Source organism: Methylomarinum vadi, assembly GCF_000733935.1.
Classification (GTDB): Bacteria; Pseudomonadota; Gammaproteobacteria; order Methylococcales; family Methylomonadaceae; genus Methylomarinum; species Methylomarinum vadi.
Map to the genome: position 1 here is coordinate 1,570,744 of NZ_JPON01000001.1, position 12,458 is coordinate 1,583,201.

14 protein-coding genes and 1 pseudogene are annotated in these 12,458 nt (G+C 49.4%); 5 read left to right on the forward strand and 10 right to left on the reverse strand.

Annotated elements, in window-relative coordinates:
* Positions 1-15 precede the first annotated feature (15 nt).
* Complete coding sequence (locus tag EP25_RS0107945; RefSeq protein WP_031433380.1) at positions 16-972, forward strand: PQQ-dependent catabolism-associated beta-propeller protein; 957 nt, start codon at positions 16-18, stop codon at positions 970-972.
* A gap of 78 nt (positions 973-1,050) precedes the next feature.
* Here the strand turns inward: EP25_RS0107945 and EP25_RS23840 are convergent, their stop codons facing one another.
* The 8 genes and pseudogenes from EP25_RS23840 to EP25_RS0107985 all read right to left on the reverse strand — a co-directional run bounded on the left by EP25_RS23840 (position 1,051) and on the right by EP25_RS0107985 (position 6,918).
* Entirely contained in the window at positions 1,051-1,212 is a 162-nt protein-coding gene (locus EP25_RS23840) for a hypothetical protein (RefSeq protein ID WP_235185863.1), read from the reverse strand.
* A gap of 79 nt (positions 1,213-1,291) precedes the next feature.
* On the reverse strand, positions 1,292-1,849 hold the full coding sequence (locus EP25_RS0107950; RefSeq protein WP_031433381.1) for an REP-associated tyrosine transposase: 558 nt from the start codon (positions 1,847-1,849) through the stop codon (positions 1,292-1,294).
* A 178-nt stretch (positions 1,850-2,027) separates the two neighbouring features.
* Positions 2,028-2,549, reverse strand: coding sequence for a PepSY domain-containing protein (locus EP25_RS0107955; RefSeq protein WP_031433382.1), 522 nt, complete (start codon positions 2,547-2,549; stop codon positions 2,028-2,030).
* Between the two features lie 71 nt (positions 2,550-2,620).
* On the reverse strand, positions 2,621-3,229 hold the full coding sequence (locus EP25_RS0107960) for a helix-turn-helix domain-containing protein (RefSeq protein WP_152555618.1): 609 nt from the start codon (positions 3,227-3,229) through the stop codon (positions 2,621-2,623).
* Between the two features lie 164 nt (positions 3,230-3,393).
* On the reverse strand, positions 3,394-3,645 hold the full coding sequence (locus EP25_RS23845; RefSeq protein ID WP_235185864.1) for a hypothetical protein: 252 nt from the start codon (positions 3,643-3,645) through the stop codon (positions 3,394-3,396).
* Positions 3,596-4,762 carry a sodium:solute symporter family protein gene (locus EP25_RS21870; RefSeq protein WP_235185865.1) on the reverse strand — a complete coding sequence of 389 codons (1,167 nt, stop codon included), beginning with the start codon at positions 4,760-4,762 and terminating at the stop codon, positions 3,596-3,598. Before EP25_RS21870 ends, EP25_RS23845 begins: the two co-directional genes overlap by 50 nt.
* Before the next feature lie 289 nt (positions 4,763-5,051).
* Positions 5,052-5,483, reverse strand: a pseudogene (gene tnpA / locus EP25_RS0107975) (IS200/IS605 family transposase).
* Between the two features lie 910 nt (positions 5,484-6,393).
* On the reverse strand, positions 6,394-6,918 hold the full coding sequence (locus EP25_RS0107985; RefSeq protein WP_051906489.1) for a GNAT family N-acetyltransferase: 525 nt from the start codon (positions 6,916-6,918) through the stop codon (positions 6,394-6,396).
* A gap of 161 nt (positions 6,919-7,079) precedes the next feature.
* Between EP25_RS0107985 and EP25_RS0107990 the strand changes: the two genes are divergently transcribed.
* Positions 7,080-8,144 carry an alpha/beta hydrolase gene (locus EP25_RS0107990; RefSeq protein WP_084190987.1) on the forward strand — a complete coding sequence of 355 codons (1,065 nt, stop codon included), beginning with the start codon at positions 7,080-7,082 and terminating at the stop codon, positions 8,142-8,144.
* Between the two features lie 86 nt (positions 8,145-8,230).
* On the opposite strand, the gene EP25_RS0107995 is transcribed toward EP25_RS0107990, so the two are convergent.
* On the reverse strand, positions 8,231-8,578 hold the full coding sequence (locus tag EP25_RS0107995) for a phenylpyruvate tautomerase MIF-related protein (RefSeq protein WP_031433386.1): 348 nt from the start codon (positions 8,576-8,578) through the stop codon (positions 8,231-8,233).
* Between the two features lie 23 nt (positions 8,579-8,601).
* The gene (locus EP25_RS0108000) at positions 8,602-9,639 is read right to left on the reverse strand and encodes an NADP(H)-dependent aldo-keto reductase (RefSeq protein ID WP_031433387.1); all 1,038 of its coding nucleotides are present in this window, start codon (positions 9,637-9,639) and stop codon (positions 8,602-8,604) included.
* Between the two features lie 186 nt (positions 9,640-9,825).
* Between EP25_RS0108000 and EP25_RS23590 the strand changes: the two genes are divergently transcribed.
* From EP25_RS23590 to EP25_RS0108015, 3 genes are all read left to right on the forward strand, one after another.
* On the forward strand, positions 9,826-9,993 hold the full coding sequence (locus tag EP25_RS23590; RefSeq protein WP_200875019.1) for a hypothetical protein: 168 nt from the start codon (positions 9,826-9,828) through the stop codon (positions 9,991-9,993).
* A 159-nt stretch (positions 9,994-10,152) separates the two neighbouring features.
* The gene (locus EP25_RS0108010; protein ID WP_031433388.1) at positions 10,153-11,736 is read left to right on the forward strand and encodes a hypothetical protein; all 1,584 of its coding nucleotides are present in this window, start codon (positions 10,153-10,155) and stop codon (positions 11,734-11,736) included.
* 182 nt (positions 11,737-11,918) lie between these two features.
* Positions 11,919-12,452, forward strand: coding sequence for a hypothetical protein (locus EP25_RS0108015; protein WP_031433389.1), 534 nt, complete (start codon positions 11,919-11,921; stop codon positions 12,450-12,452).
* Positions 12,453-12,458 lie beyond the last annotated feature (6 nt).

The following is a 12,458-nucleotide window of genomic DNA, read 5'->3' on the forward strand; positions in this document are numbered from 1 at the left end:
TGATACGGAGGATTCATGAAACACTTTTTTTGCGCCGCCCTACTGCTCGGCAGCAGCCAAACACTAGCGGAAACGCTGTTCGTCACGCTGGAAAAAGACAATGCATTGGCCGTGGTCGACCCAATCGAAGGCAAGCTTTTGCAGACCGTGCCGGTCGGCCAACGTCCGCGCGGCATCGTCATGGCCGAGGACGGCAAGCATTTATATCTCGCCGCCAGCGACGACGACACCATTCAAATAGTCGATACCGAGACTTTCCGAGTGGTCGGCACCTTGCCTTCGGGCGAAGACCCGGAAACCTTCGCGATCGGCCCTGAAGGCAAACGGCTTTATGTGTCCAATGAGGACGACAGCCTGGTCACGGCCATCGATATCGCATCGGCCAAGGCGATCAAGCGAATTCCGGTCGGCGTCGAACCGGAACCGGTCGCGGTCAGTCCCGACAATAAATGGGTGGCCTGCGCCTCGGAAGCAACCAACATGGTGCATTGGATCGCCCGGGAATCTTTGCAAGTGGTGGACAACACCTTGGTCGACCCTCGCCCCCGCGGCCTGACTTTCACCGCCGACAGCCGACAATTATGGGCCTCATCGGAGCTGGGCGGCACGGTCAGCGTGATCGATGCCGCGACCCGAAAGATCGTCAAGACCTTGAAATTCGAAATCTCCGGCGTCACCGACGACAAGATACAACCGGTCGGGATAGCCATCGACAAGGAACGGAAATGGGCCTTCGTCGCCTTGGGGCCGGCCAACCGGGTGGCGTTGGTGAATGCGCAAACGTTGGAAGTGGAAGATTATTTCCTGGTCGGTCAACGGGTCTGGAACCTGGCGTTTTCGCCCGACCAGAAACGCCTGTATACGACCAACGGCGTCAGCAACGACATATCCATCATTGACCTGGAAGACATGAAGGTCAGCAAATCCATTGGCGTCGGCCGTTATCCGTGGGGCGTAGCGGTCAAACCTTAAAGAGATTCAATAATGGTGCATGGAATGCACCCTACGTTGATTTGCTGTATGTAGGGTGCATTTTATGCACCGAAAAAATCAATCATATTGCCCGGCTTCCGGCATTTCGATGCGGGGGACGAATGCGTCTCCCCACCCCTCAGGATACCAACCTTTCCGGGCATATCGATGAAATGAGGAATAAGGCCAATCGGAAACACGAGCGGCATGTCCATGCCTGACCGGGTTGAAATGGTGCATGGAATGCACCCTACGTCGATTCGTGTCTTCGAAGCCTCAATTACCGCCGATGTAGGGTGCATTCCATGCACCAAAAATATCAATCATATTGCCCGGCTTCCGGTATTTCGATGCTGGAGACGAATTCATCCCCCCAGCCTTCAGGATAACGACCCTCCCGGACAAAGCGATGAAATGAGGAATAAGGCCAATCGGAAACACGAGCAGCATGTCCATGCTTGACCGGGTTGAAATGAAGATAATCAAGGTGACGGTGCAAATCCTCTTCGTCGCGAATTTGATGTTCCCAGAAACGTCGCTGCCAAAGCGTGCTTTCTCGGCGTTTAATTTTGGAAGCGATCATCCAGTCGCTGCGGTGATACCGTAATTGCAGCCTTTTACTGACATAACGTTTTATTAGCGCCCAGCGTTTGGAAAAATCGTCATCCTGCTCCGGCAAAGTCCAAATGCAGTGGAGATGATCTGGCAACAAAACCCACCCTTCTATCGTGAAAGGATGCTCAACCCGAATGCTCCGGATCCCTTCGCGCAATGAGGTTCTAACGTCCTCGTTACATAAAATAGGCCGGCGATGGAGAGTGACGACGGTAAAGAAATAAGTCGCGCCTGGGACAGTCACACGCCGGTAGTTTGACATAATCGTTCAATATTTCAGCAGGTGCATTTTAAAATCAAACCTTGTCACAACGGCTTACACACTTTCATGTGTAAACGTCTGTCTTGAAACGGTGCATGGAATGCACCCTACGCGGTTTCGTGTATCCGAAGACTCAATTTCCACCTGCGTAGGGTGCATTTTATGCACCCTATTTGCCTTATCTTCTTTCGTCGGCTTCCTCGCCGATTTCCCATTCCTCGGTGGAGACTTCGATGATCTTGCCACTGGCCGCGTCGACTTCGACCTTGGTTTCGACGCCCTTGTCGTTGACGATGTCGAATTCATAGGACGCGTCGCCGTTGGACTCGATTTCGTACTCGACTTCCTCGATCACTCCGGGATAGGCCTTCAACGCGATCGCCGCCGCGTCTTCCTCGGTCACTTTCATTTTGCTTTTGAACGCCTTGCTCTCAACGGATCTGACTTCGCTTTCGGTTTCGGTAATTTTGCCGCTATTGGCGTCACACATAAATTCCCATTCGAAACCGTTGGCGTCCCGGATTTCCAACTCGTACATGGCCTTTCCGTCCATCTTCAGCTTCTCCAGTTTGAGCATCTCGCCGGCTTTTTGCTGTTGCGCCGCGGCGATGCAGATTTCCAGAGCTTGGTCCGAAGCCAGGACCTGGCCGGTCGATACAGCGGCCAAGATAATTACACTACCGATAAATTTCTTCTTCATTGTTCGCTCCTTTTTCAACAGAAAATTTCCGAAAACAGAAAAAATTCCCGTTTTTCGGGAATATTATACCATCACATCAGATCAATCCGTGTTTTTTTGCCCATTCGCGTATCTGCAATTGATTGGCCAATCCCATCTTTTTCTTCAGTTGCGTTTGGCAATTGAATGCCGTTTTTGTCGAGACCCCCCAAGTTTTCGGCAATATAGGCCATGGGGTAACCTTCCGCCAGCAGGCAGAAAACATCGAATTCGCGCGAACTGAGCTTGACGAAGGGCGCGAGCATTTTTTTGATCTGGCGCATGGCCAGAATTTGGCTCATCTTCGCTTCGATGCACACTCCACCCGCGCGAACGGTTTCGATGCATTTCAGCAGAGTTTCGTCGTCATACTCATCGCTCAGCACACCCGCCGCACCCGCTTGAAAATATTGCAGATACTCGTGCGGGCTGCCGCTTTGATTGACGACCAGCCAGCGGAGTTTTTGTCGTTGCTTAATTCGTCCGAGCTGCACGCCTAACCATTCCTGGCCGAGCATGGCGTCGACAATCAGCACATCCGCCTCTTCTTCGAGCGGATCGTTTGAGTTCATACCCTCCCTGACAGTCAGGTCATAATGCTGGCGTAAAACATCCAGTTTGGAAGCGGAATCGGTCGAAGAAGTACAGAATAGTATTTTCACAGACTAGCCTATCCTTGCCTATTGCATTCCTTTGGCGAGGTTCTCGGGCGATCAATGCGCGGAGCCACGACTTTCATCGCGGCATGAATTGTGTAGAACATATGAGTTATCAGTATCGTGAGAAATTGTCAGTTTAACCAATCTTGAACTCATTGACGGCATTTTCATGAATAAAATCGCGCCATCTCCCAGCTCGCCGTCAACACATAGCCGCTAAAGGCGACCGCGAGCGACAACAAATAGGGAAAATCCAGCTGCATACCGACTATCCAGGTAACGATGCCCCCTAGCAAGGCCGCTGCGGCGCTGTAAACGCCACCGAAACGGCTGAAGAGGGCGAAGATGACGACGACGAAGATGCCTGCACTACCGAAGTGCCGACGCCTCTTCGACCAGGTTGTAGACGCGGTTGGCATTCCAGGCCAGAACGAAGGCAACGATACCGCACCCCATCACCAGCAGTCGAGCGAGGCGGATTTTATGCGTTTCCTCGCTGACCTTGAATACCGAAATCAGCAGGTTGTGGGACATCAGCGCCGACGCCGCCAACAAGGCGCTGTCGACGGTCGACAAAATCGCCGAAATCAACGCCCCGGCGAAGATGATGTAAAGAAAGGTCGGCAAGAATTGTTGTGCCAATTGCGGCAGAATCTGTTCCGGCTCGCTCAGTTCGGGCAGGATATTGCCTCCTGTCAAACCGATCATGACCGGAATCAGACCCACCGACAAATACAGCAGGCCGCCACCGATACAGGCGCGTTGCGCGACTTGCGGCGAGCGACTGGCCAACGTACGGGCGATCAGTTCCTGCGACAACACCGAACCGCAGATCGGAATGGCCCAAGCTTCCACGTTATGCAGCCAGGACTGTTGTTCCCCGCTGCGCATGCGCAAACGTTGTGGATCGATGCTATCGAGAGTGACCGACAGGCTGCCGTGATGATCGACCACCAGCCAGGCGATCAACAACAGGCCTATCAGCAAGGCGACGCCCTGCACCGCGTCGGTGACGACATCGGCCAGCAGGCCGCCGTACATGGTATAAACGATGACGACCAGCGCCGCGATGCTGATGGTGAATTCGACCTCCAGCCCGGAGGAGGCCGACAACACCTGGCCGAAGGCGCGGATCTGCACCGCCGCCCACATAATCGATCCCGGAACGAGCAACAGCACGGCCAGCATTTCGATGTTGCGGGAGTAACGCTGGCGAAACAAGTCCGCCAATGTCATCAACTGTCGCCGCCATAACGGTATCGCAAACACCAACCCCATAACGACCAGACACATGGCATAACCGAAGGGGTCGACCGTCGCGCCCGCCAAACCCTGTTCGTACACCGCGCCGGCCGCGCCGATACAGGTTTCCGCGCCGAACCAGGTGGCGAAAACGCTGAGTGTCGCCAACGGATAGCCGAGACTGCGCCCGGCCAGCAAATAATCGGCTTCGCTGGCGATACGACGCGACAGCCAAACGCCGATCAGCAATTGCAGCAAAATGTAGGCGGCGATACCGAATACAATTATGTTCATCAGACCTATAGATATTTATCTTGCTTATACGGTTGTTAACAAGGACGGCTTATACACAAAAGCTGTGGATAACTCTGTGGCTAGATTGTCGAAATGCAGGCTAACTGTCCATCAGCATTGCATTTTTGTTAAATTGATCAAATATTGGTCAAAGACAGATAATCTAACGTATTCAACAACATAAAAAAGGCAATGGGAAATTTTATGCAACTAAACAACCACCCGCTCAAGCGGGTGGGTTCCAATAACGGACTGAAAGTCCGGATACGCGTCGACTAAACGACGCGTCTTAGTCGGGCTCCATCTTGAAATTATCGTTTGGATTAGGTTCAAAGTGATGCTCCAAATATTGCTTTATCATCTCATCAGTCATTTGCCCCACTGTGGCGCAAAAATAACCGCGGGCTCAAAAATGTCGACCCCAATATCGCTTTTTCAAGTGCGGGAACTCTTCGAACAGATAGCTCGAAGTTCGTCCCTTGATTCGCCTCATGATTTCGCTTGGGGCCATAGTCGGCGGCGCACTCACCAAAATGTGCACATGATCTTTGCTCACGACACCTTTGATAATCCGTATCTCAAAGGCTTCGCATGTCTGCCGCACCAAGTCTCTCACTCGTTCGGCTATTTCATCCTTCAGCACTTTATAACGATACTTCGTAACCCAAACAAAATGATACTCAATTTGGTAAACCGTATGGCTGCCGTATCTATAGTCCATCGCCACCTCCTTGGGCAAATTATCGCAGCTAAAGCTGACCGGCTAAAGCCGGTGGTTTAAACCTTATGATGGATAATTAAGGAGCGCTCGCTTGGATATTCTTAGCTGAAAAATTTATGTGCATAAGACGAGATCCAGCCGATTCATTGTCACTGCCTGGCGAGCGACTGAACTTAACGCCTGATAATTCATTGATTCAGCCAGTCCACTTAGTCGTCACCGGAAAGTTAAGCACCACTTTACCCACAATTCCTGTGGATAACTTTGTGGACAGATTGTCGAAACGTGTGCTAACTAACCATAAATATTACATTTTTGTTAAATTGGCCATTGTTTACACAATAAACAAAATAACATAAAAATCAATAAGATAATAAGTTATATCGCCAGATTCAAACAAATTCCTTCGCATTAAGGCAACTGTATCGACTTCAAACCTTTCTGTGCATAAGAGCTTTATTCCACATTTTTCGCGGCCGGCCTTTCACATATTTTTTTGGCCATTCGAGAAAATAACACTGCCCGATGAAAAAAAGAAATCAACATTTATCGGCACAAATAAAAGTGATTTATGAACAACCTGGCTAAGTATTGATCGATATTGGAAAATTTCGCTTTACCCACAAAAGCTGTGGATAACTCTGTGGATAGATTGTCTAAATACGTCGCAACGTCCCATAACTGTTACATTTTTGTTAAATTGACTATTTTTTAACCAGCCAACAAAAATTATTTCTTTCAATGACTTATAAAAGTCAACAATAATTTTTACGAGACGTAAACGCTATGCCAAGAAATCATATCGACTGAAAACCTTTCTGTGTATTAATATGCATTGCCTATTCGATTGCTAACCCACGCCATTGCAAAAACTAGCAGCCGAAACATGCAGTCGCATACTAAATGCGATTCAAGCAAGGGTTTTGATCATCTTATAGTCGTCCATGATGAACCCTTCTCCAATATCTTCAACCAAGCTGCCGCTATTTCGGAAACCGTTTCGTTGATAAAAGCGAATGGCTAAGTCATTATAGCGGTTGACGGTTAGCCATAATTCGGCAATGCCTTGTCGCTGACATTCCCGTTCTATATAGTCGAGAATTTTTTTGCCCAATCCGCAACCGCGCAAAGGCTTGCGCACGTATAGCTTGCTCAGTTTCATGGAACCGTCACCGATTGTCGAAACGGCAAAATAAGCCGCCCATTGTTGCCCATGCAACAGCAAAAAGTATCGACAGCCATCGGCAATCTGTCGGTTAATCGCTGCCCTGCTCTGGAAATTATTCAACATATAATCAACCTGCGCTTGGCCAATGATGGCAAGATAATGATCTTGCCAAATTTCTTTGGCCAATTCGCAAAGGACACTGATTTGCTCGTCCCGCCGGACCGCAATAATCTGAATTCCTGGCGGTTTATCGTAAATTGCTGGCATTGCCAAAAAATACCGACTTTTCCGTTAACATTATACTGTTCGCAAAATTCGGTTTCTTTGCCGCCATCACCCAGTCTTCTTTAGGAGGGCGAAGGTTTTTAAGGTGCCGAATTTTGATGCGAAGATTATAGCGTCATGAAAGACTGGCCGGATTAATATCGATGAAAAAAAAGAGTTTAGCTTTATTGAATTTATTGTTGATCTCGCTACTGTTACCGGCTTGCGCCCCGGTCGTGGTAAAACCGGGCCTATTCAACAATCAGGGCCGTTTAACCCCAAATACCTTCATCACCGATGACGGTATGAAACTGCCGTTATCCAGCTGGCAAGCCGAACAGAGCAAAGCTGTCATTATCGCCTTGCATGGCTTCAACGACTACCGGCAATTCTTCCAAGCGCCTGCCCAATTTTTCCAGCAACACGGCATTACTTCCTACGCCTACGACCAGCGGGGCTTCGGCGCCACCCCCAATCGCGGTTATTGGGCTGGCATCGATGCCTATACCAACGATTTGGCTTTATTTAGCCGCCTGATCAAGCAACGACATCCCGATACCCCTGTGTATTTATTGGGGGAAAGCATGGGCGGCGCCGTCATCATCAATACCGTCACCCAACCTTCGTCGCCCGCCATAGACGGTATAATCCTGGCGGCCCCGGCCGTGTGGGGCCGTAAAACCATGCCGTGGTACCAGACCGCTTTATTGTGGTCCCTGTCTTATAGTTTGCCATGGCTGACCCTGACCGGCGAGGACCTGGAAATCACTGCGTCGGATAATATAGACATGTTGAAAGCATTGGGCCGCGACCCCCTCGTGATCAAGGAAACCCGGGTCGACGCCATCCATGGCTTGGTCAATTTGATGGACCGGGCATTGGAAAACGCCGAACGGTTAACGGTCGATACCCTATTGCTATACGGTGAAAAAGACGAAATAATTCCCCGCCGACCGACGATGATTTTTCTCCAGGGTTTATTGGACAAGCACGCTCGCGCCAAAACCATCGCCTTTTATCCGAATGGCTACCATATGTTGTTGCGCGACCTGCAAGCACCGGTTCTATGGCGCGATATTGCGGCCTGGATAAGTTCGCATGGCGCGCCATTGCCTTCCGGCGCGGACAAGCATGCTCAACACTGGCTGAAACAAAACGAGGTATCCGCCGCTGGATTGCTAAACCCAGAGCCGGACCAAGCCCACCATGATTTCCCGGCGCCCGGCTGAGGCACGCGCGATTCGCGTCGACCCGGCACAATCATTCATTGGTCGCGATTGATTTCGAGCGGACCTCCCTCCCGCTCCCTGCTCAATCAGCCAAAGGTCGAGCCGTTCCAGCCCCAATATTCGGCCGGGCAATTATCGAACTCGATATAAACCCGATCGGGCGGCAGTTGCAATCTGCCTTGCAGCAACTTGCTAATGGACGCGGATAATGCCTTGGCCTGGGTCGAAGTCAAGCCGATACTCTTGCATTCCAGATAAGCCAGCGGGTCGCTGCTGCCGGCAAAGATCATATCCCGTTCGGCGGCTAACTCCACCATGACGTAGCGTTCCGGCTTACCGGTTTCTCCGGACAGCAGTTGCGATAATTCGCTCAACAATTGCGGCGATTGTTCCCGGCCGATACCGACATTGGTTCTCAGTTTCAAATAAGGCATGTCTGGATCTCACGATTATTCAATTAAGGACAAGGATTGGGATAACGCTGCTGAATGGCTTCGATCTCATCCAGCAATTGTTCGGGCAAAACCAGTTCGATACTTTTTAGATTTTCCTGTAATTGCTCAAGATTGGTCGCGCCGATGATATTGGCGCCGACAAAAGGCCGGTTATTGACGAAAGCCAGCGCCATTTGTGCCGGCGACAGACCATATTTCCGCGCCAATTCGACGTATTCCCGCGTGGCCGCGACGCCGTTGACTGTGGAATAACGTTTATAGCTGTCGAACAAGCTCAGTCTTGCTTTCTCGGGTTTGTGATCAAGATATTTGCCGCTCAAGACCCCGAAACCAAGCGGCGAATAGGCCAGCAACGGAATCTGCTCCCGATGACTGATTTCGGCCAAGCCAATTTCGTAACTGCGATTAAGCAAGTTATAGGGATTTTGTATCGAGACGATGCGCGGCAAACCGAATTTGTCACTCAGGCGTAAATACTCCATGACGCCCCAGGGCGTTTCGTTAGAGACCCCGATATAACGGACCTTTCCCGCCTTAACCAGACCGCCTAACGCCGAAAGCGTTTCCTCCAACGAGGCGGGCGGCGACTCAGCGGGATATTGATAGCCCAGTTTACCGAAAAAATTGGTTTGACGGTCGGGCCAATGGACCTGGTACAAATCCAAATAATCGGTTTGTAACCGACGCAGGCTGCCATCGATCGCCTGTTCGATATTGGCCCGGTTCAGGCAAGCCTTGCCGTCCCTGATATGCGGCAACCAATCGGCTTGACCGACCACCTTGGAGGCAAGGATGATGCGGTCACGCTTGCCGCTTTTAGCAAGCCAGTTGCCGATGATGCGTTCGGTCGCCCCATAGGTTTCGTTACGCGGAGGTATCGAATACATTTCCGCCGTATCGATAAAATTGACGCCATAATCAAGCGCCCTATCCAATTGAGCATGTCCCTCCGCCTCGCTATTCTGTTGCCCGAAGGTCATGGTTCCCAGACAAATTTCACTGACTTCGAGTTGCGAGTCTCCAAGTTGCCGATAACGCATATTGCCTACTTCCTTAGATTCACAAAATTTTCCCAATCTTAGCAAATTAGCGATTGTTTGCCAGCGTCCAAAACACGATAACGACAATAATATTGACTTTTGACCCTATCCTTATATAACTAAATAATCTTTTTTAATCCACTTGTCCCATAGTCCAGTCATTTTATCTAATGGCTAGGCAGATTTATGAACAGCAACAGTTTAAAAGCCCGCACGATAACCGCGTTGGTCATTTGCTTATTCATGGTGCTAGGCGTCGGCCCCATTCCCCTCACCAGTACGTTCGGTTTGTTTATCGTGATGTTCAGACCGCGCTGGTTTAAACAACTGGTCAGCCACATTTATTCCGGTTGAATTAGCTTCAAAACACCCCTAAGGACAGCATTCACCCATTACCCAACCGATGGTTCTATTGTTTGGAAGTTTAAGTAATATTTAGATAAACTTACACCAGTAGTCTAAACTTGATGTCAGCAAGGTTTAGCGATTGAATTATTCAACCATGGAAAATTTGTGAAAAATTCTTTTTTTCTGGTCATTCCCGAACAAAAGCACGATCCGGAGCTATTACAATCCTTTGACGAAGAAACGTTAACGAGTTGGGTTGCCGAATTACCCACCGCCAACCCGGGGCTATCCACCCGTTTATTTCATGATCTGATCATCGAAATGAATGGCTTGAAAATGCCGGCGCAAAAGCGACTGGAAGGCCTTGAACGACTTAGGCCCAGTTTTCTTGTCATCGAGGACTATCTGCGTTCCAGGCTGATCAAGTCCGGCTTTCCGAAGAGCACGAACGATTGCAAAATCATGGATGTGCTGGTTTCGATAGAAAAAGAATTCACAATCGGTTACTGGATGATCGTCAAGGAACTGACTCGCCGTGAAATCGGCTGGTTTCAAGGGAAAAATACCGCGTTGACGATACAGCGCACCATCAAGGGTCTCAGCAGTATTGTCGTTACGCATTACATGATGAATCGCCCGGTCCCCGATTGGATCTGGATCGATCTGCATTCTCTTTACAAATTAAGCATTAAGGTAAAAAAAGACTCATCCAAGATCACCGATGAATCCTGTACCTTCGGCAAAACTACCACCAGCGAGGAATGCTATAAACAAGTTCTGCTATTCAGTCTGACCGACCCGTCCGGCCTGATGCAGAAAGAATTCCGGCAGATTTACAATTTCATCGAGAAGATTAACGCCCTGGTCCGTATCGAAAACCACCCAATCGACGAACAAAAACTGCAATGCGTGATTCTAATGGATGAGGATAGCGCGCCTTATTTCAATACCTCGGGCAAACAGGCCGACTCCTCCATGATGTATTTGGATCTGACTCGAATTATTAAGGCATTCCAACAAGCCGATAAATACTGTAGCGAAAATGAGCCTCGCTACAGTTCGATTGACCTTCATCAAACTAAATTCGGTAAATTGCCGGCCGAATTATTCAACTATTTATTGCAACGCTGGCAAGGCATCCCTTTGCAGGGAGCGGCTTTGTTTAGCGACAGACTGGACAGATACATCGCCATCGGCCTGGAAGCGACCTACAACTTGCAATCCAGCAATGCCGAAGTCGACTTGAATGAATTGGAAATTCTCACCGAAACCAATTCCGATATGGCTTTGAGTTGCCAATTCGATAATCCCGGCGTGCTATCGATCGGCAGTCTGGTAAGTTGCAGAAGAAAGGATGCCCCTCCCAGCGTCCGCTTGTTAGGCGTCATCAGCAAAATCACCATTCCCAAACAGGACAACAAACTGATCTTCGAATTAAACGTCGTCGCCAACCAAAGCTTTGCCGTCAACTACCTCAACATCGATGCGCCGGCCGATTCCGAACCGCAGAAAGCCTTGCTGTATGCTCTGAAGGATAATAACGAGGAAAAAAGTTACATCATCTTCGACTCTTTCTTGTTCAAGGATGGAGACGTTCTGAGAATGTTCATGAACCAGGAAAATTTCCCCGTCATCTTGCGTGACCGCAAGAACATCGGTCTGGGCTATTGGCAATTCGAATGCAGGCGCCTGGCCGAAAAAGCGGTCTCGCCGGCCAGCCAAAAGAAAAAAGGCTATGATTTCATTTAATTTCTTCGGCAATGGTAAAAATCCTCAACATATTAAAACGATAATTCAGTAGAATAGCTTACCCTGCCGGTTTACCCTTCACGCATGCGAATAAGCACTTGAAATGTTCTGGCAGCATGGTAACTTTATAGCTTGTTTCATAATAATAATTACATACTTATCTTTACTAGAGGAATTTTAGAATGAGTAACGGTGAACACGAAAACGCTAACGAATCAGAAAACCAGACTGATGTTGAAAACCGTACCGAAAACGAAAACCAACAGGAATCGGTAGAAAAAGCCAAAAATGCTGTCGGCAATGCACTTGCTTCGCTGATGACTTTAAAAGAGTCCAATCCGAAGGTTTTCTATGGCGGTATCGCCGGTGTCGTTGTCCTGCTGATCGTTCTGATGAGCGGTGGTTCGGACAAAAAACTGCCCGTACACCAATCTAAAGCTATCGTCATTGGTCAAAATTACGTTCTAAAGAGCGCTAATGCGGCCGACCCTTCCGCTCCTATCCGCTTGGTTTCCGTTCCCGGTTCGATGGCTGCGTTCGACGATACCGAGGAAGAAGATCGCAGTGGTTGTAAATTGCAGCCTCCAGGTACACCCGTCAAGGCGGTACAAACCCAAGACGCCTATGGCAAGAAAGACGCTTTCGTTCAAGTTGAAATGGTCGGAGGCGAATGCCAAGGCCGTAAAGGTTGGGTTTTAGCAATTAATGTTCAATAAAACTGT